The organism is Halomonas sp. AOP43-D1-4 (assembly GCF_052446175.1).
Classification (GTDB): domain Bacteria; phylum Pseudomonadota; class Gammaproteobacteria; order Pseudomonadales; family Halomonadaceae; genus Vreelandella; species Vreelandella citrativorans.
In genome coordinates this window covers 68,891-94,319 of sequence record NZ_JBQSVY010000006.1, presented here as the reverse complement: position 1 = coordinate 94,319, position 25,429 = coordinate 68,891, and the positions used below count along the sequence as shown (strand labels likewise).

The 25,429-nt window shown below is 52.6% G+C and carries 25 protein-coding genes; 22 read left to right on the top strand and 3 right to left on the bottom strand.

Annotated elements, in window-relative coordinates; genetic code table 11:
- The first annotated feature begins 159 nt into the window (after positions 1–159).
- The gene (locus tag ACT3RQ_RS08135; protein ID WP_172118391.1) at positions 160–681 is read left to right on the top strand and encodes a zinc ribbon-containing protein; all 522 of its coding nucleotides are present in this window, start codon (positions 160–162) and stop codon (positions 679–681) included.
- A 118-nt stretch (positions 682–799) separates the two neighbouring features.
- Here the strand turns inward: ACT3RQ_RS08135 and ACT3RQ_RS08130 are convergent, their stop codons facing one another.
- The gene (locus ACT3RQ_RS08130) at positions 800–2,116 is read right to left on the bottom strand and encodes a hypothetical protein (RefSeq protein WP_444680276.1); all 1,317 of its coding nucleotides are present in this window, start codon (positions 2,114–2,116) and stop codon (positions 800–802) included.
- Between the two features lie 93 nt (positions 2,117–2,209).
- Here ACT3RQ_RS08130 and ACT3RQ_RS08125 point away from each other — a divergent pair, with 93 nt between their 5' ends.
- The 3 genes from ACT3RQ_RS08125 (at position 2,210) to ACT3RQ_RS08115 (ending at position 3,856) form a co-directional block, all read left to right on the top strand.
- Complete coding sequence (locus tag ACT3RQ_RS08125) at positions 2,210–2,683, top strand: GNAT family N-acetyltransferase (protein WP_444621873.1); 474 nt, start codon at positions 2,210–2,212, stop codon at positions 2,681–2,683.
- 13 nt (positions 2,684–2,696) lie between these two features.
- Complete coding sequence (locus tag ACT3RQ_RS08120; RefSeq protein ID WP_172118394.1) at positions 2,697–3,203, top strand: GNAT family N-acetyltransferase; 507 nt, start codon at positions 2,697–2,699, stop codon at positions 3,201–3,203.
- A 161-nt stretch (positions 3,204–3,364) separates the two neighbouring features.
- Positions 3,365–3,856, top strand: coding sequence for a nucleotidyltransferase family protein (locus ACT3RQ_RS08115; RefSeq protein WP_253927053.1), 492 nt, complete (start codon positions 3,365–3,367; stop codon positions 3,854–3,856).
- A gap of 51 nt (positions 3,857–3,907) precedes the next feature.
- Here the strand turns inward: ACT3RQ_RS08115 and ACT3RQ_RS08110 are convergent, their stop codons facing one another.
- Entirely contained in the window at positions 3,908–4,810 is a 903-nt protein-coding gene (locus ACT3RQ_RS08110) for a LysR family transcriptional regulator (protein WP_172118396.1), read from the bottom strand.
- Between the two features lie 174 nt (positions 4,811–4,984).
- Here ACT3RQ_RS08110 and leuC point away from each other — a divergent pair, with 174 nt between their 5' ends.
- From leuC to ACT3RQ_RS08035, 15 genes are all read left to right on the top strand, one after another.
- Complete coding sequence (leuC, locus tag ACT3RQ_RS08105; RefSeq protein ID WP_444621874.1) at positions 4,985–6,436, top strand: 3-isopropylmalate dehydratase large subunit; 1,452 nt, start codon at positions 4,985–4,987, stop codon at positions 6,434–6,436.
- Positions 6,437–6,439: 3 nt separating this feature from the next.
- Complete coding sequence (gene leuD / locus ACT3RQ_RS08100; protein ID WP_172118398.1) at positions 6,440–7,087, top strand: 3-isopropylmalate dehydratase small subunit; 648 nt, start codon at positions 6,440–6,442, stop codon at positions 7,085–7,087.
- 116 nt (positions 7,088–7,203) lie between these two features.
- A complete protein-coding gene (leuB, locus tag ACT3RQ_RS08095) occupies positions 7,204–8,283 on the top strand; it encodes a 3-isopropylmalate dehydrogenase (RefSeq protein ID WP_172118399.1) in 1,080 nt (359 codons plus the stop codon).
- A 127-nt stretch (positions 8,284–8,410) separates the two neighbouring features.
- A complete protein-coding gene (gene asd, locus ACT3RQ_RS08090) occupies positions 8,411–9,523 on the top strand; it encodes an aspartate-semialdehyde dehydrogenase (RefSeq protein ID WP_193054628.1) in 1,113 nt (370 codons plus the stop codon).
- Positions 9,524–9,747: 224 nt separating this feature from the next.
- Positions 9,748–11,247 (top strand): type IV pilus assembly protein FimV, encoded by a 1,500-nt coding sequence (locus ACT3RQ_RS08085; RefSeq protein ID WP_444621875.1) that lies wholly within the window; start codon positions 9,748–9,750, stop codon positions 11,245–11,247.
- A gap of 26 nt (positions 11,248–11,273) precedes the next feature.
- Complete coding sequence (gene truA / locus ACT3RQ_RS08080; protein ID WP_441679943.1) at positions 11,274–12,221, top strand: tRNA pseudouridine(38-40) synthase TruA; 948 nt, start codon at positions 11,274–11,276, stop codon at positions 12,219–12,221.
- Complete coding sequence (locus ACT3RQ_RS08075; protein ID WP_441679944.1) at positions 12,208–12,846, top strand: phosphoribosylanthranilate isomerase; 639 nt, start codon at positions 12,208–12,210, stop codon at positions 12,844–12,846. The genes truA and ACT3RQ_RS08075 overlap by 14 nt, the downstream gene beginning before the upstream one ends.
- Positions 12,847–13,026: 180 nt before the next feature.
- Complete coding sequence (gene trpB / locus ACT3RQ_RS08070) at positions 13,027–14,214, top strand: tryptophan synthase subunit beta (protein WP_444621906.1); 1,188 nt, start codon at positions 13,027–13,029, stop codon at positions 14,212–14,214.
- Positions 14,215–14,248: 34 nt separating this feature from the next.
- Entirely contained in the window at positions 14,249–15,052 is an 804-nt protein-coding gene (trpA, locus tag ACT3RQ_RS08065) for a tryptophan synthase subunit alpha (RefSeq protein WP_444621876.1), read from the top strand.
- Positions 15,053–15,145: 93 nt separating this feature from the next.
- Positions 15,146–16,150: an acetyl-CoA carboxylase, carboxyltransferase subunit beta gene (gene accD / locus ACT3RQ_RS08060; protein ID WP_193054633.1), complete on the top strand. Its 1,005-nt coding sequence runs from the start codon at positions 15,146–15,148 to the stop codon at positions 16,148–16,150.
- Positions 16,143–17,429: a bifunctional tetrahydrofolate synthase/dihydrofolate synthase gene (gene folC, locus ACT3RQ_RS08055; protein ID WP_444680275.1), complete on the top strand. Its 1,287-nt coding sequence runs from the start codon at positions 16,143–16,145 to the stop codon at positions 17,427–17,429. The genes accD and folC overlap by 8 nt, the downstream gene beginning before the upstream one ends.
- Before the next feature lie 27 nt (positions 17,430–17,456).
- Entirely contained in the window at positions 17,457–18,194 is a 738-nt protein-coding gene (locus ACT3RQ_RS08050; RefSeq protein WP_444621878.1) for an SPOR domain-containing protein, read from the top strand.
- 3 nt (positions 18,195–18,197) lie between these two features.
- On the top strand, positions 18,198–18,770 hold the full coding sequence (locus ACT3RQ_RS08045) for a CvpA family protein (RefSeq protein WP_172118408.1): 573 nt from the start codon (positions 18,198–18,200) through the stop codon (positions 18,768–18,770).
- A gap of 131 nt (positions 18,771–18,901) precedes the next feature.
- Positions 18,902–20,422, top strand: coding sequence for an amidophosphoribosyltransferase (gene purF / locus ACT3RQ_RS08040; RefSeq protein ID WP_444621879.1), 1,521 nt, complete (start codon positions 18,902–18,904; stop codon positions 20,420–20,422).
- Positions 20,423–20,463: 41 nt separating this feature from the next.
- On the top strand, positions 20,464–21,669 hold the full coding sequence (locus ACT3RQ_RS08035; RefSeq protein WP_444621880.1) for an O-succinylhomoserine sulfhydrylase: 1,206 nt from the start codon (positions 20,464–20,466) through the stop codon (positions 21,667–21,669).
- 112 nt (positions 21,670–21,781) lie between these two features.
- On the opposite strand, the gene ACT3RQ_RS08030 is transcribed toward ACT3RQ_RS08035, so the two are convergent.
- Positions 21,782–22,069 (bottom strand): hypothetical protein, encoded by a 288-nt coding sequence (locus ACT3RQ_RS08030; protein WP_172118411.1) that lies wholly within the window; start codon positions 22,067–22,069, stop codon positions 21,782–21,784.
- 619 nt (positions 22,070–22,688) lie between these two features.
- Between ACT3RQ_RS08030 and ACT3RQ_RS08025 the strand changes: the two genes are divergently transcribed.
- The 3 genes from ACT3RQ_RS08025 (at position 22,689) to ACT3RQ_RS08015 (ending at position 25,423) form a co-directional block, all read left to right on the top strand.
- Positions 22,689–23,246 (top strand): cytochrome b, encoded by a 558-nt coding sequence (locus tag ACT3RQ_RS08025; RefSeq protein ID WP_444621881.1) that lies wholly within the window; start codon positions 22,689–22,691, stop codon positions 23,244–23,246.
- A 162-nt stretch (positions 23,247–23,408) separates the two neighbouring features.
- Complete coding sequence (locus ACT3RQ_RS08020; protein ID WP_172118475.1) at positions 23,409–23,993, top strand: YceI family protein; 585 nt, start codon at positions 23,409–23,411, stop codon at positions 23,991–23,993.
- Between the two features lie 143 nt (positions 23,994–24,136).
- Positions 24,137–25,423, top strand: a complete 1,287-nt coding sequence (locus ACT3RQ_RS08015) for an MATE family efflux transporter (protein WP_406565433.1) — start codon at positions 24,137–24,139, stop codon at positions 25,421–25,423.
- The last annotated feature ends 6 nt before the right edge of the window (positions 25,424–25,429 follow it).

Below are 25,429 nucleotides of genomic sequence, written 5' to 3'. Positions count from 1 at the left end.
GGTTTTTTTAATGCCTTGGCGTATTCGCCCAATAGGGCGCAAAGTGAATGGTAGATGACGACTGTCAGATAAGTAGTGTCGATTGTATCCTATGAAGGGGTATCCTTGAACGGCAAGCTGATGATAGGAAACACCTGCGTCGACAAAAGGAGAGGCATCATGAGTGAACAACACAATGACCACCGCTTGCGCGAAGGCTATGAGCGCTTGCTGGAGCGCATGCAGCATGGCGCAAATGACTTAACCTGGGACAACCTGCAAAAGGATTTAGACGACGCAGTCGCTTTTGAAGCGGAGCTTGAAGAGTACACGAAAGATGAGCTGGCCCTGCTGCGAGCTTGGGTTGAGCGCGACTTAAAAGATATGCGCCACTACCTGGCAGATACCGGGATGCAGGTCGCTACCTGGTTGGGTGTCGATATCAGTGGGCTTTCACGTCGCGTTGCGGAGTCACTACTTTCCATCGCCGATCGAAGCATTGTAGAGCGTGAGCGCTTTGATGACGATCTTGAGGCGGCTCGGGCAGATTACTGCGAAGGTGAAATGGCAGCACCAGGTTTGATGGCCTGTGTCCACTGTGATGCCCAGGTAATGCTGCCCCATGTGGCGCGCCTTGAGCCTTGCCATCAATGTGGTCACCGCTACTTTTATCGGTTTCCCAGTAAGATTATCGAAACCTGAGCATCTCTCTAACCGCTAACAAACGGTGTGGGCAGCGAGGGCGGTTCAGAGCAGGGGCTCGCCGAAGGGGGCTGCCCCTGTTGTGTTGGTAATTCCGTGTGATGCAATAGGCGAGGAGCTACGTCACCAGATAGCTCATCGCCGTGATTGAGGCTAGCGAAAGTAGACTCATCACCGCTGCATAAAGAAGATTGTTTTTCATCATGTGGTAACCGTTGATCCCGTAGCGGCCCTGAAGGCTCAGGTTAATCCCTGATAAAGGCCCGACGCTGGTGCCCACGGCCCATGAACATAAACAGACAAACGCAAACAGAGTGTGCTCTCCACCGTGCAAACTTACGATAGAGGCCAGCACCGATACCCCAATAATTGGGTGGAGCCCCACCAGCGCACTCAGCACAATGCTGAGAAAACTGATCATGCCTTGCTGCGCGCCAAAGGTTTCGAATAGCGTCCAACCATTGCCCGCTACGGCAGCCACAAGCGCTGAAAGCCCCAGCGTAAAAAGCCCCGCCGCTAAAAACAGCGAGACTTCTCCTCGCATGGCCGGGAGCCGTGTGGTGGTGTGCTGGCGAACACGCCACAACGTATAGCCGATGCCTTCGCGCAGGTTATAGATCAAGGCAACGGCCGGGATCAAAAAAGTAATAATGCCAACGATTGAGAGCCTGGGCGTTAGCCAGAAATGAAACACCATGACCAACAAGGCCATGATCACGGGCATTAGCAGGCTACGCGGTGCCAGAGAAAAGCCATACACCTCACGTAAATCAAATCGACGGCCAAGTTCAAGCGTCGTTAGCAACCCGGAAATCATTGCTAATGGGAATCCAAAGAGTGCCACGTAGGAGTACTGCATCTGCGGTGCGAGTGCGATCACTATTCCCATGGAAGCAAAAAACGGTGACCATAGCGCGGCACTTGAAAGCCCTCGATTCAATGCCAGGTACTGTGGAATCGTTAAAGGAGCCGTTCGTGCCAATCGGTCACCGACCATAATAACGGTTGATATATTCAAAATCGTGCCCAGAAAATGCACGCCAAGCCAGGTACGTAATACGCCGCCACTGCCCGTTAAGCGTTTGCCTGGCGCTTTTTTTCGCCCTTGCTGTTTACCTACCAGGGAAATAAAGCTGACGCCTACCAGCATGGCCACTACAAAGGCATTGCCCTGCAGCATAGCGGGCCAATCTACGTGGTTATGGTAATAAAAACGCGCCACCAGCAGCATTAATATGCCCAAAACCATCAACACGCCGGCCTGAAAACGTGAGCGCTTGGGAATGTCCTTCCACAGCAATATCACGGCGAGCCACAACACATAGCTCACTGCGTGCGCCGTGTTTATCAGACCGGTAAACCCAAGAATCTGTGCGATCAACCCAAGCAGAATCAGCACACCCGCCAAGCGCTGCCGAAAAGTCGTTTCTTGCATGCTAAACCCTTAAAGTGAATTAGCAGGCTAATAGGGTTGGCACTGAAAGGCTAGTCGCAGCCGATATGCTTCAATAAATCGATGAGGTTTTTAATGAAAATAAGGTCAATGAACAGCGCTGATTTGGATGAAGCTGCAAACGTTCATTCACTGGCATTCCCTCGCCAAACGCATTCGTATGAATGGTTGGAATGCAGTCTCAGTGCCTCTCCTCGATTTCTTTGCTTTGTCGTAGAGGAGGAGTGTAGCGTTATTGGATATATTGTTTGGATGCAAAAGAGCGGCTTCCGTCCGGAAGCGGTTCTGGAGTTAGAGCAATTGGCAGTATTGCCAAATCGTCAAGGTAAAGGTGTTGGGGAACAATTAATCGAAAATTCACTCCCTTTGGTTAAAGAGCAGCTGGCAAAACAGGGTTCCACGTTAAAGCACGTATTGGTCACCACTAGAGCGGATAACGTTGCTCAACGGTTATATAGATCCACATTAGGTGCTGAGGTTGAAGCCACTATTAGTAATTTATATTCATCGGACGAGGTGTTGATGATTGCGCGTATGGGTAGAGTATAAGGGCCACTATTAAATGCAGTTAATACGTCCAAACGTAGAGTATGAGCAAAGCTATCGAACGTATATTCAAGAGCTTGGCGATGAGGAGCGATATCCTTTTCCTCTGGATTTTGATCACACTGATTTTAAGGGGCTGTTAGCCAAGCTGGAAACATTCAGAAACGGCACTGATCTTCCAGAGGGAGTTGTGCCGTCTAGCACCTACTGGTTGGTAGGTAAAAAAGAGCTCTTGGGAGTGTCTAACCTCCGACATCATCTTAATGACCGAATACGGCATGTCGGTGGCCATGTTGGGCTTGGTATAAGGCCTTCCCAACGAGGAGGCGGGCTTGGGAATCAGCTTCTTGCGCTTACGTTGAGTAAGGCTTTTGAGCGAGGCATTCATCCCGTGCATATCCACTGTTATAAACACAACGTGGCTTCTTCAAAAATAATCATTGCAAATGGTGGCTGTTTGGAATCGGAAATTAACGACGGTGGAAAGGTTGTTCAACGATACGCAGCCAATACCCCTTGGTAGTCGCTATCACGTTAATCAGTGGTACTTGATATTGCTTCGTGGTGCCGCGGTTTGGCAGGAAAAAGCACGCGCACACCTACTAAATGCTTATTCGGAAAGTTACTTAAGTAATGGGCTATCACACACAGCTTAAACAATGGATCGTTCAGGATAAAAAGCGTATGGAGGCGCTATTCGCGGCGGCTCAATTGAGGCTGCCTGACGGATGTCTCGCTGCGGGTTTTGTGCGTAATCTTGCTTGGGACAAAATGCATGAATATTCGCGTCCTACCGTGCTTAACGATATTGATTTGATTTATTTTGATGAAAGCGATATTTCTGAAACAAAAGATCACGATATTGAACAACAGCTTAAAAGCGTTTCAGATTTCCCATGGTCGGTAAAAAATCAGGCAAGAATGCATATGCGAAACCTGGATCCGCCCTACACCTCAACGGCGGATGCCATGAGCTACTGGGTGGAGATTCAAACCGCCGTGGGCGCACAACTTGATGGTGACGTGATGATTATCGCACCGTTGGGTATTGAGTCTTTATTTGATTTTACGATCACCCTAAATGCTAAAAGACCTAAACCAGCCGATTTTAGGCAGCGTGTTGCTGAAAAACGCTGGCTGGAAATTTGGCCCCGACTGATAGTCAACAGCGATTAATCACAGGTAACACAAGGTTTATTAGTGTTTGCTAAAAACTGATTGCCCAGATTATACAGTGAATGTTTTAGTTAATGTGGATACTGTTTTCGTCGCCTCCAGTGCCTCAATCATTTTTATCGCGGCGTTGGAAAGTGTCCGATTGGTATGCACCAAATAGCCGAGCGGCCTATAGATGGGCGGTGTATCTATTTTTAACTCGACCAGCTCACTATTAATCATCCCCTCAGGCAGTAGGCTCCACCCAAGCCCAACACTGCACATCATCTTTAATGTTTCCAAATAGTTGGTAGCCATACTGATCTGTAGAGACAGGCCCGCTTTGGCAAAACGTTGCTCAATCAATGTACGGGTAAATGTTTTGGCGCTAGGTAGAACACATTTATAGTGACAAAGTGCTTCAAGGCTAAGGATAGCGGCTTGAGCTAGCGGGTGGTCGGGCGCGCAAACAAAACATAGCCGGTCATGCCAAAGGTTCACCACGTTTAATTGCTCAACAGGGTGGGGGGCGAGCGTCACCACGGCCATTTCCAGGGTGCCATCCTGCACGCCCTGGTAGGCAAACTCTGAATCCAGAAAATGCAGATCCAATTCTACTTCTGGATGGCGCTGGGTGTAGTTTTTTAACACAGGTGGCAGGCGGTGTAAGCCAATGTGATGGCTGGTAGCCAGCGTTAATTGGCCACCCACCTGGCCAGAAAGATTCGCGAGTGCTCGGCGGCTATCTTCTACCGCTAACAGAATTCGCTTGGCTTGTGGCAGTAATAAATGGCCTGCCTCGGTAAGTGAAATACGCCTGCCAATACGGTCAAACAGCCGCGTGCCCACCAGCGACTCCAGCGTGGCAATGCGTTTGCTAACCGCTGGCTGAGTGAGATAAAGCTGCTCGGCGGCGCGCGAGAAGCTTTGTGTTTCAGCAACGGCTAAAAACGCTTGTAGGCTCTGGGTGTCCACGTGGTGCTCACTATTGTGTGGTTAGTATTGGTGTATTCCAGTATGGAATCATACCTATAAATAACATGAATTGCTTTTATGGTCGCTACGCGTAACACTGGCTGCATCGTCACATTAAGCAGCACGTAGAGGCTGCGATACCGAACTAGCAGGGCGCTTGCCCAGGAGAGCCGCATGTCAGGTCAAACCCTTTACGACAAACTCTGGAACCAGCACTTGGTGAAGCAGCGCGATGACGGCACGGCGCTGATCTACATTGACCGCCAACTGCTTCACGAAGTGACCTCTCCGCAAGCGTTTGAAGGGTTGCGCTTGGCCAAACGTATGCCGTGGCGCCTGGATGCAAACCTGGCAACGCCGGATCATAACGTCCCAACGACGACGAAAGAGCGCGCCGAAGGTAATAGCGGCATTAAAGACCCGGTGTCGTTGATTCAGGTTCAGACGCTTGACGACAACTGCGTTGAGTACGGAATTGAAGAGTTTAAAATTAACGACCCCCGCCAGGGAATCGTGCACGTGGTTGGGCCAGAGCAGGGCGCCACGTTGCCCGGTATGACCGTCGTTTGCGGTGACTCCCATACGGCCACTCACGGTGCTTTTGGCGCGCTGGCTCACGGTATCGGCACGTCTGAAGTTGAGCACGTATTGGCGACGCAATGCCTGTTGGCACAAAAAATGAAGAACATGCAGGTGCGCGTTGAGGGGGAGCTTGGCCTCGGCGTGACCGCCAAAGATGTGGTACTGGCCATTATCGGCAAGATCGGCACAGCAGGTGGTACGGGCTACGCTATCGAATTTGCGGGCAGCGCTATCGGATCGCTCTCCATGGAAGGCCGTATGACCGTGTGTAATATGGCGATTGAAGCGGGTGCCCGGGTCGGGTTGATTGCGGTGGACAACACGACGATTGATTACCTGGCCAAGCGCCCCTTTGCGCCGACCGCTGAGCAGTGGGAAGCCGCAGTGGCTGACTGGCGTCAACTGGTATCAGATGACGATGCCGCGTTCGACAAAGTAGTGACCCTGAAGGCCGAAGATATCGAGCCGCAGGTCAGTTGGGGAACCAGCCCCGAGATGGTGACAGGTATTTCCGGGCACGTGCCAGACCCGCAAGCCTCCCAGGATGAAACCGTGCAGCGCAGCCATGCTCGCGCGCTTGAATATATGGGCTTGCACGCTAACCAAAAAATTACCGATATCAAGCTCGATAAAGTGTTTATTGGTTCGTGTACTAACTCGCGTATCGAGGATTTGCGTGAGGCTGCCAAAGTGGCTCAAGGCAATAAAGTGGCAGGTTCCATTAAGCTTGCCATGGTGGTGCCGGGTTCTGGCCTTGTGAAACGCCAGGCAGAAGAGGAAGGGCTGGATAAAATCTTCATCGACGCTGGTTTCGAGTGGCGCGAGCCGGGCTGCTCCATGTGTCTGGCCATGAATGCTGATAAATTGGGCGCAGGCGAGCACTGCGCATCGACCTCCAACCGCAACTTCGAAGGACGCCAAGGGTACGGTGGTCGTACGCACCTGGTGAGCCCGGCCATGGCGGCAGCGGCTGCGGTTGCTGGCCACTTTGTTGATGTACGCAGTTTATCCGCCAACGATGCTACCCACGCCCAGGAGGCTTAAACCATGAAAAAGTTTACTCGTTTTGAAGGCGTGGTTGCCCCGCTTGATCGCGCTAACGTCGATACCGATTTAATTATTCCCAAGCAGTTCTTGAAATCGATCAAGCGGACCGGCTTCGGTGTGAATCTGTTTGATGAATTGCGCTATTTGGATGAAGGGCAGCCGGGGCAGGATTGTTCCAGTCGCCCGCTGAACCCTGATTTCGTGCTCAACCAGCCGCGTTTTAAGGGGGCTGAGGTGTTGCTGGCTCGGCGCAACTTTGGCTGTGGAAGCTCGCGGGAACACGCGCCGTGGGCACTGGAAGATTTTGGTTTTAAAGTAGTGATTGCGCCAAGCTTTGCAGATATTTTTTACAATAACGCGTTTAAAAATGGCATCTTGCTGATCACGTTAAGCGAAGAAGAAGTGGATCGCTTGTTTACAGGCGTTGATGCTAATGAAGGCTATCAGCTGGATATCGACTTGGAGAACCAGCGGGTCATCACGCCGAGCGGCGAAATTCTTGAGTTTGAAGTGGACGCGTTCCGCAAGCACTGTCTGCTCAATGGACTGGACGATATCGGCATCACGCTGCAGGACGAAGATGCGATCCGTGCCTTTGAGCAAAAACACAAAGATGCTCGGCCCTGGTTGTTCCGTCAGCCAGCCTGATACAGCCGTATAAGCGTCATTCAGAAAAGTTAAAAAGACACACATAGCGCAGTGCAATGCCATTGCACTGCGCTAAGCGGCGGTAAGCCGTGCTGACTCTCTATTAAGGATTTAACATGACCCATAAGGTGCTTCTATTACCCGGCGACGGTATTGGCCCAGAGATTGCTGCTCAAGCTGCGCGTTTGCTAAAAGCGTGCCAGGAAGCGGGTTTGGATATTGACGTTGAAGAAGCACTGGTCGGCGGCTCGGCTTACGACGTGCATGGCGACCCACTGCCTGCTGAAACGCTTGAAAAAGCCAAGGCGGCCAGTGCGATTCTGCTCGCTGCGGTGGGTGGCCCCAAATGGGACAAAATCGAAGACCTTTCCAAGCGCCCTGAAAAAGGTTTGTTGGGCCTGCGCAAGAACCTAGGACTGTTTGGCAACCTGCGCCCGGCCATGCTTTACCCGCAGCTGGCCAGCGCCTCCAGCCTGAAGCCTGAATTGGTGGCAGGCCTGGATATCATGATTGTGCGTGAATTGACCGGCGGCATTTACTTCGGCCAGCCGCGAGGTATTGAGGAGCGTAACGGGGAGCGTGTGGGCTATAACACCTACATTTATTCCGAAAGTGAGATTGAGCGCATCGGCCGCGTCGCGTTTGAAATGGCCCAAAAGCGTGGCAAAAAACTCTGCTCGGTAGATAAGGCTAACGTGCTGGAAGTTACCATTTTGTGGCGTGAAGTGATGGAGCGTTTGGCGCCAGAGTACCCGGACGTCGAGCTTTCGCATATGTACGTAGATAACGCCGCGATGCAGCTGGTACGTGCCCCGAAACAGTTTGATGTCGTTGTGACTGGCAATATGTTTGGCGATATTTTGTCTGACGCCGCCGCCATGCTTACCGGCTCCATCGGTATGCTGCCTTCGGCCTCGCTGAACGAAAGCGGCCAAGGCATGTATGAGCCTTGCCACGGAAGTGCGCCGGATATCGCTGGGCAAAACATTGCCAACCCGCTCGCCATGATGCTGTCGGTGGCCATGATGCTGCGCTACTCGCTGAATGAAACGGCCATGGCCGAACGCATTGAAACCGCGGTGGGTAGCGTTCTGGATAACGGCCTGCGCACGGCGGATATCGCCGCAGAAGGAACTCGCCGTGTTTCGACGGTCGAAATGGGCGATGCGGTACTGGCGGCCTTTGCAAAAAGTTAAATGCGCTATAAAGCGTGCTAACTATTTGATATGAAAAGTGTGATGCCTCGGCCACTCAAAGAGTGGCCGACGTTATTTATCAGATTTGTGTATAATATATGTCTCATTCTTTGCTGGAGGACTTCGCATGTTGAAAGTCGGTTTCGTAGGATGGCGTGGCATGGTGGGTTCTGTGCTGATGCAGCGCATGCAGGAAGATGGTGATTTTAACGGCATTGAACCGGTCTTTTTCACCACCTCCCAAGTAGGCCAGCCTGGTCCCGACATCGGCGTAGACGTACCTGCGTTAAAAGATGCGTTTGCTCTTGAAGAATTGAAAGCGTTGGATGTTGTTATTACCTGCCAAGGCGGTGACTACACCAAGCAAGTTTATGGTGACCTGCGTAAAAATGGCTGGCAGGGTTACTGGATTGATGCCGCCAGCACGCTGCGCATGGAGGATGAAGCTACCATCGTGCTTGACCCGGTTAACCGTAAGGTCATTGATGCGCAGCTTGCCAAAGGTGCCAAGACCTTTGTCGGCGGTAACTGCACCGTTAGCCTCATGCTGATGGGCTTGGGCGGCCTGTTTGAAGCCGATATGGTTGAGTGGATGACCTCCATGACCTATCAGGCGGCTTCCGGTTCTGGCGCCAAGCACATGCGCGAACTGCTCAATCAAATGGGTCAACTGCGCGACAGCGTTAGTAGCGAACTGGCTGACCCCTCCAGCGCGATTTTGGAAATTGACCGTAAGGTAACGGCGGCCATGCGTGGTGGCGACTTCCTGACCGATAACTTCGGCGCCCCCCTTGCCGGTAGCCTACTGCCGTGGATTGACACCAAGCTTGAAAACGGCCAGAGCCGTGAAGAGTGGAAAGGCTTTGTTGAGACCAATAAAATTCTGGGTCTTGGTGATAATCCTGTGCCGATTGATGGTCTTTGCGTGCGTATTGGTGCCATGCGCTCTCACAGCCAAGCGTTCACCATCAAGCTGAAACATGATGTGCCGCTGGATGAGATTGAAGAGCGGATCGCTCAGCATAATGAGTGGGTCAAGCTGATCCCCAACGAGAAAGAGGCCACCATTGCAGGTTTAACGCCTGCCGCCGCTACCGGCACATTGGATATTCCGGTGGGGCGCTTGCGTAAGCTGAACATGGGCGGTGAATACCTTTCGGCATTTAGCGTTGGCGACCAGCTGTTGTGGGGCGCGGCCGAGCCGCTTAAGCGCATGCTCAAAATTTTGCGCGAACAGTAAAACAACGCAGCACGTCAGCCAAAACCGGGGCGCTTTTAGCGCACCGGTTTTTTTTGTAAGTGTTTTAACTTAAATTAAGTAACCCGCCTCCATGCGTTACCTGCGTATTTGTGCTAATTATAATTTGCGTTCTGTGTTGGCATGTACCGCACTTGCTAGCGCGGTTTCTATAAAAAAACGGATTGGGTAACGTGGCGAAAAAATATTCAAATTATCGCGTTTTCTTGAAAACGACCGCACTACTGCTGTCGATTGCTGGGGTGCCGTCTTTTGCGCAGGCAATTGAAGCCGGACCTGCCGAGGTGGAATCCTGGCTGGAAGCCCCGCTAAATGCTTCGTTACCGTTGCTTGACTCAAACGTCTACGCGCTAGACGAGCTAAGCGTACAGGTTGCTGATGAACCATCATTTATCGCCTCTGGGCTTGAGTGGATGCCTTTGGCTCGTCAGGTGCATGCCGAGATTCAAGAGCAAGCGGACAGTCGGCGCATTATCCTGCGCTCATCACAGGCGGTAACAACGCCCTGGTTGGATTTGCTACTGGTCATTGATTCGCCGGAAGGGCAGCAACAGCACGCGGTCACGTTGCTTTTTGACCCGGCTGACTACGCTAATTATCCATTGAACCAGGCGGAAGCTGACGGCGTCGTGTCAGGCTCAGGCTCGGAAATGACAGAGCCTCTTCCACGTACCGAGGTAAGGGTGCAAGAGGGCGATACGTTGTGGCGTATTGCCTCGCGTAGTAAACCTGAGCGCGCGAGCGTTCAGCAGATGATGCTGGCACTGGTAGCGGCGAATCCTGAGTTCTTTCCTGAAGGCAATATTAATAGTTTGCGGACGGGCCAGGCACTGCGCTTGCCCGCAGAAGGGCAGGCGCAGCTACGTTCAGCCGATGAGGCGGCTCACGCTGTCCAGGTCATGGTGGCAGGCGAGCAGCGCGCCAATACAGCAGTGCCTCAGAGTATTCCAGTGGACGTTGAGGTTGAGGCGCCACCTGCGCCTGAGCTGGCTACTGCCCAGATAGAAGCCGAGCTGACTCGTGCCATGGCCCGGTTTACAGAGCAGCTGGAGCAAAGCCAGGCAAGCTTACTTGCGGCGAATGAAGAGCGCGAGCAGCTTCGTCTTGAACTCAGCGAACTGCGTCATAATCTCAGTCAATTCATCGAGAATAGCGTGTTGGTAGAAGCGTCTCCTCCGATGCCATTAATGGCTGAGGCGAATGCTGCGGCACAGCCAATCGCTGACGTACACGATGCACCATCAAGTGGTGTTTTGAGTAGTATTGAGCGTTATCAATGGCCACTCATTGCCCTTGGGCTGGTACTGCTGTTGACGGGATTAATATGGCGCAGAAAGCGGCGCGAGGCTGAAGAGCCGGTTGCTCAAACGCATTTGAGGAGCGCGTCGCTTGCTGAGCCTCAGGTGTTCAAACCATCGCCACCCGTTAGTAGTGACCTGCAAGCCTCTACACGTAAACCCGAGAGAGGCGATGCTTTTGGCGCTAGCTATGCTAAAAGTCAGGCAGCAGGTTTGGCAGGCCATGGCAGCCGACGGTATCCGCAAGAAGATGCGCTGTTATTAAAGGGCATGGACTTTAAGCGGGTTGAAGCGCCCGAGCTGACACCGTCTGAAACGCTGAAAAAAGTAAGCACGGCTCGCCCGATAGGCGCAGAGTGGGAAATTGAAGAGGTAGCATTCAAGCCGCCGGGTCGGGATAATGGCTAACCTTTCAAACTTTATGACGTGGCTTGATGACCCAGTTTTACCACTTTGATGAAACCCGGCCGCTGAAAGGCCGTTTGGCAATAGGCATTGAATATGATGGCACGCGTTTTTGCGGCTTTCAGCGTTTAAAGCATGCTGCTTCTGTTCAAGGCGCCGTAGAGGATGCCTTGGCAAAAGTGGCCGGTGCCCCCGTTCAGATACATGCCAGCGGACGTACGGACTCAGGCGTTCACGCCACGCGTCAAATAGCGCACTTTGACCCACCGACTGAGCGGACTGAGAAAGCCTGGATTTTTGGTGCCAACACCAACTTGCCACGCGATGTCGCCGTACGCTGGGTGAAGCCAGTCTCGGATGATTTTCATTCCCGGTTGGGGGCGCTTGGCAGGCGTTACCGTTATTTACTGCTCAATCAAATCAGTCGCCCTGTGCTTGAACGCACGAACGTAACGTGGTGCCGCGATCCTCTGGATGCAGATGCCATGCATCGCGCTGCGCAGGCTCTGATTGGCGAGCATGACTTTTCAAGTTTTCGTGCTGCAGGCTGCCAATCCAAAACACCATGGCGGCAAATGCATTTTGTCGAGGTGAAGCGGTTTGGTCCGCTGGTGGTCATTGATATTCAGGGCAATGCGTTTTTACATCACATGATTCGCAATATCGCTGGGGCCCTTGTAAGCGTAGGTCGTGGGGCGCAGGACGAAGGTTATATTGAACGATTGCTGGCGCTAAGGAATCGTAAGAAAGGTGATGTAACCGCTCCCGCGTGTGGGCTGCATTTTGTTGATTCAATTTACGACGAGCGGTTTGATTTGCCCATGGAGCCGGTAGGGCCTAACCTGCTCGCTTTTACCGGGGAGTGGACAGGCGAACGAGAACTGCCAGACACACCCAGAATAGCGGCGCGGCGTAAACTGACATTTGCTAAAACAACGTCTGACCCCGCTCAGGAGGCGCTAGATGAAGACGCTTAGCCCTATGCGGACGCGGGTCAAGTTCTGTGGGCTTACCCGCAGTGATGATATTAAAAGAGCCGTAATGCTGGGGGCAGATGCGCTGGGTTTTGTCATGTGGCCGAAAAGCGCGCGCAGCATTACGCTTGAGCAACTTGAAACGCTTTCGGGTGAAGTACCTGCTTTTGTTACCCGGGTAGGGTTGTTTGTTGATCAATCCGTTGACGTGATTCAGCAGTGCTTACCGTACCTGGACATGATTCAGTTTCACGGTGATGAGTCTCCTGCGTTTTGCGCACAGTTTGGGCGCCCCTGGATTAAAGCGCTGCGAATGCGTGACGATATCGATTTATCTCAGGCAGCTGCTGACTATCATCAGGCACAGGCGCTGCTGTTGGACGCCTACCGGCCGGGCACGCCAGGTGGCACAGGAGAGGTCTTTGATTGGTCGAGAATCCCCGCAAAACTGGCAAAACCTGTTATCCTCGCAGGCGGGTTAACGGTTGATAATATTGCCTCTGCCGTTCACCAAGTGGCGCCTTATGCCGTTGATGTGTCGGGTGGGATTGAAGCAGCGCATGGTCGTAAAGACGTTGAAAAAATGACACTGTTTATTCAGCAAGTCGCGTTAGCCGACGCCCGTTAAACACGCCGCGCAGTCTGTTTTTTTATGACGCTGCGCTCTATGTCCGCTTATTCAATTGTTGCCTGTTCTGGCAATCTTGTGAGGTATCCTGTGACTGTCTCAGCAACTGGTGGCGCTAATACTGTTTCTGAAACCGTTCCTGACACGGCTTCCAAGACCAGATTCAGCGACCTGACCCGAATGCCGGATGCCCGCGGTCATTTTGGCCCTTATGGTGGCCGGTTTGTATCCGAAACATTGAGCTACGCCCTGGAAGATCTTGAGAAAATTTACGTAAGCCTGTGTGATGATCCTGCTTTTCAGGCCGAGTTTGATAGTGATCTTGCCCACTACGTAGGGCGCCCGTCGCCGCTTTATCATGCCAAGCGTTGGTCCGAGATGCTCGGTGGTGCGCAAATATGGTTAAAGCGCGAAGATTTAAATCATACCGGCGCGCATAAGGTAAACAACACCATCGGTCAGGCACTGCTTGCCAAAAAAACCGGCAAACCACGGGTCATCGCTGAAACCGGTGCCGGGCAGCACGGCGTGGCGACGGCAACGGTTGCCGCGCGCCTGGGTCTTGAGTGCGATGTGTATATGGGCGCTGAAGACGTGCAGCGGCAAAAGTTGAATGTCTATCGTATGCGTTTATTGGGCGCACGAGTGATTCCGGTAGAGTCGGGCACACGCACCCTTAAAGATGCCATGAATGAAGCGCTGCGCGACTGGGTAACGAACGTTGATAACACGTTTTACATTATCGGCACGGTAGCAGGGCCACACCCATACCCTGAGCTTGTGCGCGACTTTAATGCGGTAGTGGGGCGTGAAGCACGCCGCCAATCGCTGGAACAAATCGGCCGCTTGCCGGATGCGTTGGTCGCATGTGTCGGTGGTGGGTCCAACGCGATTGGGCTATTTTATCCGTTTGTTGAAGACGATGCCGTCGCGATGTATGGGGTTGAGGCCGGAGGTGATGGTGTTGAGACGGGCCGCCATGCCGCTCCGCTTTCATCGAATGCTCCGCGCGGTGTGCTGCACGGAAACCGTACTTACTTGATGTCTGATGAAGCGGGGCAGGTCGCCGATACACACTCCATTTCAGCCGGGCTTGATTATCCGGGCGTTGGCCCTGAGCACGCGCTTTGGAAAGATGTTGGTCGTGTTAGCTATGTCACCGCTAATGACAGCGCTGTGCTGGAAGCGTTTCGAGAACTGACGCAGATGGAGGGTATAATGCCTGCCTTGGAGTCAGCCCACGCGCTGGCGCATGCCAAGGTGCTGGCGCCTACCATGCGCCCTGACCAGCATATCGTCGTTAATCTTTCAGGCCGTGGTGATAAAGATATTATGACCGTAGCCAACATTGACGGTATCGAATTTTAAGGCCCGCTTTTAAGGCCCGCTTTTAAGGACAAGCATGAACCGTATCGATCAGCGCTTTTCTGAACTCAAGCAGCAGGGCCGCAAGGCTCTGATACCTTATATTACGGCGGGCGACCCGGCGCCACAGTACACCGTTGGCTTTATGCATGCGCTGGTAGAAGCGGGTGCGGATGTCATTGAACTTGGTGTGCCGTTTTCTGATCCAATGGCGGACGGCCCGGTTATTCAAAAAGCCTGTGAACGCGCTTTAAAGCAGGGCACCCGCTTGGTCGACGTGCTGGATATGGTGGCTGAATTCCGTCAGGCCGATGCCACAACCCCGGTCGTGTTAATGGGGTATCTAAATCCTATTGAGCGTATTGGCTACGAGGCCTTCGCTGAGCAGGCTGAAAAAGTGGGCGTTGATGGTGTGCTAGTGGTCGATATGCCGACAGAAGAGGCCGATGAATTGGGTCCGCTGTTAAAAGCGCATAATTTAGCAGCAATTTTCCTTGTGGCGCCTACCACTTCACCTACGCGAGCCGCTACAATATGCGCCCAGGGTGAGGGGTACCTTTACTACGTTTCGCTAAAAGGCGTTACTGGTGCGGCAACCTTAAATGCAAGTGACGTCGCTGAACGCCTGGCACCGCTACGTGAAATGACCGACCTGCCGCTATGTGTTGGTTTCGGTATCCGCGATGGCGTAACGGCTGCTGAAGTGGCTAACGTAGCGGATGGAGTGATTGTCGGTAGTGCGTTAGTAAACCGTATTGCCGAAAATGTAGAAACGCCCGAAATTATCGCTGGTCAGCTTAGAAGCGTGCTAGCAGAGATGCGCACCGCAATGGACGTCTAACGCTGCCCCTCATCGTCTATACTTGAAGTTGATTGACGACACTCATCAAGCTTGGCGCTGCCAGGCATGACGTAAAACGGAAGCCTTTTTGATATGAGCTGGTTAGACAAGATAGTGCCCTCCATGGGGCGTATCCAGCGTAAAGACCGTCGTGCCAGTGTGCCCGACGGCCTCTGGCGTAAATGTCCCAAGTGTGAAGCCGTTCTCTATCTTCCTGAGTTAGAGAAACACCATAGTGTTTGTCCGAAATGTGACCATCACTTACGGCTGACTGCCCGGAAACGCTTGGACTGGTTCCTGGATAAAGAAGGTCGTGAAGAAGTCGCGGCAGAGCTTGAACCTGTTGATCGCCTGAAATTCCGCGACTCTAAAAAGTACAAGGACCGCTTGGCGGCTGCGCAAAAAGATACCGGCGAGAAAGATGCGCTGATTGCTATGCGTGGTACGTTGGACGGTTTGCCGGTCATTGCGGTTGCTTTCGAGTTCACCTTTATGGGCGGGTCGATGGGGGCCGTAGTGGGTGAGAAGTTTGCCCGAGCGGCGACTATCGCGCTTGACGAAGGTATTCCGCTGGTTTGCTTTGCGGCTTCCGGTGGTGCGCGTATGCAGGAGGCGCTTTTCTCACTGATGCAAATGGCCAAAACATCGGCGGCACTTGAGCGACTCAAGCAGGCCGGTGTGCCCTATATCTCGGTGCTTACCGATCCAGTGTTTGGGGGCGTATCCGCTTCGCTCGCCATGCTGGGCGACTTGAATATTGCTGAGCCCAATGCATTGATTGGTTTTGCTGGTCCGCGTGTTATTGAGCAGACCGTCCGCGAAACTCTGCCAGAAGGTTTCCAGCGCAGTGAGTTCCTGTTGGAGCATGGTACGGTCGATATGATTGTACATCGCCAGGAAATGCGTACCCGTGTGGGCGGCGTACTACGCAAGTTGACTCATCAGGAGGCGCTTTCGTTAGCCAGTGAATTGACGGATGATGAAGCCGTCGCTGAGCCGGTGGTTGATGAAGCACACATCGCCGATACTGACGTAACGGTTGACGAGACAGGTCCGGATTCTATTGACAAGAGCCATGAACCACACCGCAATGCCTAAGTCGTTAGCAGAGTGGCTTCAGCATCTGGAAACCCTGCACCCTGTCGGGATTGATTTAGGCTTGGAGCGTGTGTCACGTGTTGCTGAGCGTATGGGGCTATTTAAACGCCCCATTGCCAATCGCGTTGTCATTGTGGCGGGCACCAATGGTAAAGGCTCGACGGTTGCCATGGTTGACGCGGTGGCTCGCGCACATGGTTGGCATGTGGGTACGTACTCCTCGCCTCATCTATTGCGTTACAACGAGCGGGTGCGTATCAACGGCCAGGAAGCTGGCGACGCGTGCCTGGTCGAGGGGTTTGAACGTGTCGAACAGGCTCGCCTGGAAGCGCCGGAAATTAGCCTGACCTATTTTGAAGCAGGTACATTGTGCGCACTCTGGTGTTTGGCACAAGCTGAACTGGATCTTGCGGTACTTGAGGTGGGCTTGGGCGGTCGTTTGGATGCCGTCAATATCATTAATGCGGATGTTGCGGTTGTCACTACGATAGCCCAAGACCATGCGAGCTTTTTGGGAACCGATATTTCGCAAATCGGGCTTGAGAAAGCGGGTATATTTCGCCCGTTGCGGCCAGCGGTATTGGGCAGTGAGTCGCTTCCCGGTAGCGTGGCCGATGCGGCTATTGCCTTGGCGGCGCCGGTTTACCGGTTAGGATTAGCGTTTAACCACAGTGCCGAGGAAAACAGCCATTTACCCTGGTGCTGGAGTGGGTTGACGGCAACGGGGGAGACGCTTTCTCTGGATGCGCTGCCTGATCCTGGTCTGCCTGTCGATAATGCCGCAACTGCGCTACAAGCGCTGGCGCTTACGGGGCTGACGCTAACGCTAAAAGCCACGCAAAATGCATTAGCCAGTGTTAATCTGCTAGGCCGGATGCAGTGGATAGGGCAGTGGTGCCTGGATGTGGGGCATAATCCTCATGCGGCTACCTATGTTGCTCGCCATTTGCCAGTACCGCCTGATACAGGACGGCAGTGGGCAGTGATAGGTATGCTCAATGATAAAGACGTTGATGGTGTTATTGCGGCGTTAGCACCGCGTATTACTGACTGGGTCTGTGTAACGCTTGATGGCGAGCGCGGCCACACGGCCAATGAACTCGCTGAGCGTATTAAAGCCCATGGTGGCTGTGTGCGGCTTTGTGCAGACTCGCCTGAAGCCGGTGTTGATGCCATGGCTGAGATGCTCACTGACAAGGATCGCATTTTGGTAACGGGTTCCTTTTTTACCGTCGCCGCTCTGTTAGCTCGATCACTGCCACAAGCCAGCCGTTCTTAAGGCGTAGTCCCGCTAGAGGGAGATGATATGAAATATGGTAAAACAGAGCGCATTAGCGGTGTTGTGATTCTGCTTGCGCTACTCGCAATCGTTGTCCCTTGGCTGATGAGTGACCCGGCGCCGCGTGAAGAGCGACAGCAACCAACGTTCATTATTGAACAGCCCATAGAAACGGCGCGCCATGATGTAGATGCTCCCCAAATGCCCTCTACCATTAACCCTCAGCCATCTTCAAATGTGGCAAGCAATGACGGGGTTAACGCACCGATAGATGCATCTCCGAGATTACCTGATACTTCTCAAATTGATGCGCCCAGTGAAACGGAAACCGTCGCACAAGCGCCTACGTCATCTTCAAACACTGACGCTCCCCAAAATGACCCCATTGCCGACCTGGTAGCCTCGAATAGCACGTCGACATCCAGCAGCCAAAGCGCTGCAGGTTCTTCAAGTGCTAGTTCTTCAAGTGCAGGTTCTTCAAGTTCAGGTTCATCAGGGGCGGGTTCATCGAGTGCTGGACCAGCGTCTACACAGCAAGGTGGGTGGGCAGTTCAGGTGGGTAGTTTTGGCGATGCTGCGAATGCTCAGCGACTAGGTAGCCAGCTTACAGGCGAAGGATTTAGTGTTTTCCAACGCCAGCGCGACAATAACTTGACCACAGTGCTCGTGGGGCCTTACGCATCATCAGAGGATGGCGAAGCGGCCATGGCCTTAATTAAACAGCGCGCAAACGTGCAAGGTCTGTTAGTGCGAGTAAGAGATTAAACGATGGCGCTAACGTGGATTGATGCTGTATTTCTTGCCGTGCTGGCGCTTTCGATGCTGGCCGGCTTTGTCCGTGGTTTTGTTAGAGAAGCGTTAGGGCTTGGGGCATGGGTGGTTGCGTTAATGGTCGCCCGCGTATTGGCAGAGCCGGTCGCTGAGTTAATGAGCGGGTTTATCGAAAGTTTTGACGCTCGACTTGTGTTGGCCTTTGCACTGGTTATTTTTGCGGTGATCTTGCTTTGCGGCATTGTTATTCGCTTGGTGCATGCGGCCATTGTATGGGTAGGCATGGGGCTTTTGAACCGTTTTGCGGGAGCTGTGTTTGGTATCGCGCGTGGCACGATCATCTTGCTGGTGGCCACGGTCGTTATTACGCTCACGCCGCTTGCCGAGCTTCAGGCATGGCAGCAAGCCTCGTTACGGCCCACCTTTATCGAGTTGCGCGATTGGGCGGTTAGCCAGTTGGATCAGTGGGAGCGTGAGCTGCCAGAAGCGCCCGCCTCTTTACGCGATATATCACTGCCTGAGATTCGCCCGCATGGCAGTTTTGCGCCGCAGCCCATGGATAGTCAATAACGCCTAACAGCGTGTTTTGCGCTTGCCTAACCGCTTGACGGGTACCGGTTAAACGCAAACGTATTAAAATGAGTTTTAAGAACGTACGGGCTTGTTTTGGCAAGCCATGGCACTAAAGCGAGGTAACTTGAATGTGCGGTATAGTGGGCCTTCTGGCCAAGCAGGCGGTAAATCAGGGAATCTACGATGCCCTGACCGTACTTCAGCATCGCGGCCAGGACGCTGCCGGTATGATGACCTGGAGCGAGGGACGCTTCTTACTGCGCAAGAGCAATGGGCTAGTGCGCGACGTCTTCCACACTCGCCATATGGCTCGCCTTAAGGGCAACCTGGGCATTGGTCACGTACGTTATCCTACCGCTGGTTCATCCAGCGAAGCGGAATCTCAGCCGTTTTATGTCAACTCGCCTTACGGTATTGCGTTGGCCCATAACGGTAACCTAACCAACTCTGAACAGTTGAAGCAGGAGCTTTTCTCAACCGATTTACGGCATATCAATACCAGCTCCGACTCTGAAGTGTTGCTTAACGTGTTTGCCCATGAGCTGGGTAAGCAAGGCCTGCATCTGGAAGCGGAAGATATTTTTGATGCGGTACGTAGAGTGCACCGGCGCTGCAAAGGCGGCTACGCGGCGGTCGCGATCATTAACGGTTTTGGTATGGTGGCATTTCGTGATCCTCACGGCATTCGTCCAGTGGTGTTTGGTACTCGCCAAACGGACGAAGGGCAGGATGTCATGATTGCGTCTGAGTCGGTCGCGCTAGACGTGGGCGGCTTTGAGCTTGAGCGTGACCTGTCACCCGGCGAAGCGATATTTGTGGATATGCAGGGTCAGTGTCATACGCAAGTATGTGCTGACCGCCCGGAACTGCGCTCGTGTATTTTCGAGCATGTATATCTGGCACGCCCTGACTCCATTCTGGACGGTGCCTACGTCTATGGCACGCGCATGCAAATGGGGCGCAAGCTGGGCGACCGAATCCTGAACGAATGGCCTGATCACGATATTGATGTTGTGATTCCCATTCCGGATACGTCCCGTACCTCCGCGCTGGAAATGGCCCAGCACCTTGGGGTGACGTATCGCGAAGGCTTTATGAAGAACCGCTATATTGGCCGTACGTTTATCATGCCTGGCCAAACGCAGCGTAAGAAATCGGTACGCCAAAAACTCAACGCCATCGACATTGAGTTCAAAGGCAAGAACGTGCTGCTGGTGGATGACTCGATTGTACGTGGTACGACCTGTAAGCAGATTATTCAGATGGCCCGAGATGCGGGTGCGCGTAAGGTTTACTTTGCCTCCGCTGCGCCGCCTGTGCGCTACCCTAATGTGTACGGTATCGACATGCCTGCGGCGGTGGAGTTAATTGCCCATGGCCGCACTGAAGATGAAGTAGGCGAGCTGATTGGCGCTGACCGAATTTTCTACCAGGATCTGGAAGACCTGAAAGATGCCTGCCGTGAAGTAAACCCGGAAATGGAAGCCTTCGACTGCTCGGTCTTTGATGGCAAGTATGTTACGGGGGATATCGATGACGCGTATCTGGCCGTGCTTGAAGCCAGCCGGAACGATGCCGCGAAAGATCAAAGTGCGGGTGATCATGCGCTGGTCGATATGCACAATCAGGATGATGACCTCGACGACTAACGACAGGTCACTGATGCTTACTGAAAATAAGGGGGACGTCCATGCATAATGACAGCCAACAGGATGAGTGGTCGTTAGAGACGCTGGCGATCCGTGCAGGCCATCATCGCACCTTCGAGCAAGAGCATGCGGAGCCTATTTTTCCGACCTCTAGCTTTGTCTATGAAAGCGCTGCGGAAGCAGCGCGTAAGTTTGGTGGGCAAGAGCCTGGTAACGTTTATTCGCGTTTTACGAACCCCACTGTACATACTTTCGAGCGCCGCTTGGCAGCACTTGAAGGTGGGGAACGCTGTGTGGCAACGAGCTCGGGTATGTCGGCCATTTTATCGACGGCGCTTGCGTTATTGTCTGCCGGCGATGAAATCGTGGCATCGCGTTCGCTCTTTGGCTCGACCGTCAGCCTGTTCGATAAATACCTCGGCAAGTTTGGCATCACCACCCGCTATGTTGAACTCTCTAATGTAGAAGCGTGGGAAGCGGCTATTACGCCCAAAACGCGGCTCCTGTTTGCAGAAACGCCCTCAAACCCGCTTTCCGAGATTGCCGATATCCCGGCGCTTGCTGCCATAGCAAAACGTAATAATGCCCTTTTGGCCATTGATAACTGCTTTTTGACACCTGCGCTGCAGCAGCCTCTTGCGTTGGGTGCCGACCTCGTCATCCACTCCGCGACCAAGTACCTGGACGGTCAAGGGCGGGCCATCGGTGGTGCTGTCGTGGGTAAGCATGATGCACTGGAAGAAGTCTTCGGTGTGGTTCGTACCTGCGGCCCTTGTCTCAGTCCCTTTAATGCCTGGATATTTACCAAAGGGCTAGAAACACTCTCACTACGAATGAAAGCTCATTGTGAAAATGCGCTCACGCTGGCGCGCTGGCTGGAACAACATCCTGCAGTAAGCAACGTGCATTACAGCGGTTTGGAAGCGCATCCGCAGCATATGCTCGCCAAGCAGCAACAGAAGGGCTTTGGCGCTGTGCTTGGGTTTGAGGTTGTTAATGGGCAGGAGGGCGCTTGGCAGGTGATTGATGCGACTCGTCTATTATCCATCACCGGTAACCTGGGGGATGTAAAAACGACGATCACTCATCCCGCGACGACCACGCATGGACGCTTATCCGATGCGCAAAAAGAGGCAGCGGGCATTGTTCCTGGGTTGATTCGTGTGGCGGTGGGACTGGAAAGCCAGCAGGACATTCAGCGTGATTTAGCGCGTGGCCTCGATGCGCTAGCAGCGGAACAAGGCTGACAATATAAGCTCTGTTTTATCGTTAGGCTTGCTTTATTGGCATAAAAAACCCCACGTGCGTGGGGTTTTTTGCGACAGATCTGCTTTCTAGAAGCTGTCAGTATTGCCTGCCTTACGAGTTAAGGCTGTGCAGGTCATTACCTTTAATTGTCCGGTCTGCTACTGTTTGCTGGCTTTCGTCGAAAGAGGCATCAAGTACCTTGTTTTGAGCCTGGCCGCCATTGATCGCAGGTAAGTCCGATGGGGACATAGTGAGGTCTTCCTGGCTGTAATGGGCAGTCGATGTTGGAATCATCACGGTGTTCAGTTTCTCTGAACCACGCTCAGCCAGTGCAGCTGCTGAAAAGGTAGTGGCAGATAAAGCGACGGCAATAGCGGCGACAGTAGTAAATTTTTTCATGATATAAACCTCATTAGTGTGTGGTTGTTCTCCCATGCATGGTGTGCTTTTTGCCAAGTCACTCGAGAACATGACGAGATTGTAAGCCTGCAAACTAGATAATAAAATTGATTAAAAGTACGCGAAACATTCTAAAAAATTGAATTAATTTCAATAACATTACCGGGAGTGTTTTTTTCTTGTTTTTTTCAATGCTCCTTGCCTCTGTTTTTTAAATTCTCCATACCTATCAGTAGGAACCGCTTACTGGTTGCTGATTGTGCGGTCCATGAAAGCTGTTAGCATGTTAATCAATGGTTTTTACGAATGCTGTATTCTGCTTTTTTCAGCAGTCTTTTAAAGCGCCAGCCGGTATGCTCCTGATATTCATAGCGGTAGCCGCGCAAGAGTCGCTCTTTCGGCGGCTTGAGAAACCGAAGGTCGTTTTGATATTTGATGATAGTGTTCAGCTGAGTGCTTTGATGGGGGCTCTGCTGTGATTAACGGGCGCTCTCGCACTGTCTTGACTTCGATAAGAGCAGGCCTGCGATAGCCATGAGCGAAATGCCAACACTTGGGCATGTTTGACAGGAAGTCGAGTCAGCATAGCGTTTGTTTGGTAGTAACGAGGAAGAAAATAATGTGGCGGAACACGCAGCGCACTTGGGGTCTCGTGAGTATTCTGTTTCATTGGCTTAGCGCCATAGCAATTATTGGCCTGTTTATATTGGGCTGGTGGATGACGGGGCTTGGCTACTACGATAGCTGGTACAATCAGGGGCCATGGGTGCATCGCTCGATTGGCATGCTACTGTTGATAGCCACGGTTGCACGCATAGCGTGGCGCTTGCTGCAGCCGACGCCGGCAGGTGAAGGCAGCCGCTTCGAAGTCCTGGCAGCCCATCTGGGCCATATCACGCTCTACATCGTTTTGCTTCTTGTCATGCTTAGCGGTTATATGATTTCTACGGCTAATGGCCGGGGTATTAGCGTTTTCGGTTGGTTTGATGTGCCTGCATTACTGCATGGCCTTCCTAATCAAGCCAGCATCGCCGGTGATATTCATTGGTACAGCGCATTAACATTGGTAGTTTTGGCTGCAGGACATGCGTTAGCCGCATTTAAACATCACTGGATTGATCGACACGCTACACTGGTGCGTATGGTTAATCCGGCGCACCGATCTGAGCATTTATAAGCGATAAATGCTAATACATAAGTGCTAATTAAAAAGTACGAATTAAAAAAGTCCTTCGAGCTTGGTGAGCGAGCTCGTAAATACTGACTGGAATCGCGTTTTCGAGCATGGAGTAAATAAAAATTCTCTGTGTCTATTAAGGAAAGAGAGGAGATAACCATGATGTTGAAGAAAAGTGTCGTTGCATCTGCTATTGCCGCGGCTGCATTAGTGCCATTAAGCCAGGCTCAGGCAGCTGATTATAACGTTGACACCGAAGGCCAGCACGCTTTCGTACAGTTTAAAATTAACCATCTTGGCATGTCTTATATTCTGGGTAGTTTTGAAGAATTTGATGGCCAGCTCTCTTACGATGAAGATGATGTAGACGCTTCTGCTGTTGAGTTCGAGGTTCAGGTGAATAGCTTGAACTCTAACCACGCTGAGCGTGACCGTCACATTCTGAGCAGTGATTTCCTGAATGCAAGCGAATATCCAACCGCTTCATTTGTCTCGACCGGCTTTGAATCAACAGGCGACAACGAAGGTGTTGTGACGGGTGATTTAACGTTACACGGCGAGACGCAAGAAATTGAAATGCCCGTGACGTTAATCGGTCAAGGTGAGGACCCATGGGGTAATTACCGTGCCGGTTTTGAAGGCAGCACAATGCTTAACTTGGGCGATTTTGGCATCGATATGAGCGACTTCCCCGAGCCCATGCACGAGCTAGAGCTTTATGTGACGTTTGAAGGTATCCGTCAGTAAGTTATCCGTGTTAAAAAGCGCCACCGCCCCAAGGGGCGGTGGCGCTTTTGGTTATAAACATTGCAAATTAAGGAGTTACCGGTTTGAGCACTATATTGAGTCAGCGCAAGTTGGCAATAACTCTATGGCGCCAAACCTGGCCGATGGCCATCGGGGTACTGGCGTTATTGGGTTTTCAACTTGTTGATAGTGCTTTTGTCGCTCGCCTTGGCACTGCTCCTTTGGCAGCGCAATCGTTCACCTTCCCACTCTCTTTCTTAATTATTGGGATCCAAGTGGGTATGGGCATTGCCATTGCAGCGCTTATTTCGCGGGCCTTGGGAGCTGATGAGCATGCGAGAGCAAAGCGCTTAACCAGCCTGGTACTGCTTGCTGGGGGGGCCGTGATTGGTGTGCTGGGTATAGGCTTATGGCTTTTCCATGAGCCTGTTTTTCGTCTGTTAGGCGCAGATAACACGGCACTTTCTTACATCCGTATTTATTGGGGGCCGCAACTTTTTTCAGCATGGCTGGGTGCGGTGCTTTATTTTATCTATAGCGTATTTCGTGCCCACGGCAATACCAAGCTACCGGGTAAAATGATGGTGCTTAGTAGTGTAGCCAACCTGGTGCTCGATCCACTGCTGATCTTTGGTGTTGGCTCCTGGGAGGGCTTGGGGTTGCCAGGGGCTGCCTGGGCAACGTGTATCGCATTCGCTTTGGGGTTAGTGATTACGTGCCAGGCGCTGATACGTAAGCAATGGGTGTCTAACGTTGGACTCTTGGATGAGGCCAAACACTCCTGGCGCCCTTATGTAGGCATTGCCGCTCCCGCGATGGTGAGCCAATTGATGCCACCTCTTGCCAGCATGTTAACCATTGCCGTTGTCGCTGGGCTTGGCGATACCCAAGTAGCAGCGTGGGGGCTGGCAAGCCGCCTGGAAACGCTTTCGCTGATGGTCATACTGGCGATGACCATGTCACTTCCGCCTTGGTTGGGACGCTGTTATGGGGCTGGGGATTGGGGGCAAATTCAGCAGTTAATACGCTTGGCGCTTAAAGTGGCTGTTATATGGCAGCTGGGTCTTGGCGTGATACTTGCCTTGGGTGCGCCTTGGCTCGCGATGGTTCTGGCGGGAACGCCTAATGTGCAAAGCGAGCTGACACTACTGATTCGCTTCTTGCTGCCAAGTTATGCTGCGCTAGGGGTATGTATGTTGGTGGTATCGGCGGGAAATGCGTTGGGCTGGCCGCTGCGCGCCATGCTGCTTTCCAGTGCGCGCCTCTTTGTCTGCTACTTGCCTTGCCTGTGGGTAGGCTCTCTGCTCTTTGGCTGGTGGGGCTTGGCGGCAGGGGCAGCGATAGGAAATTTGTTATCGGGTTTAACTGCGTGGGTCGTATTGGTACGTATATTATCCCGCCCGCAACGGCAGGCGGGATACAACGCCTAAAGTAAT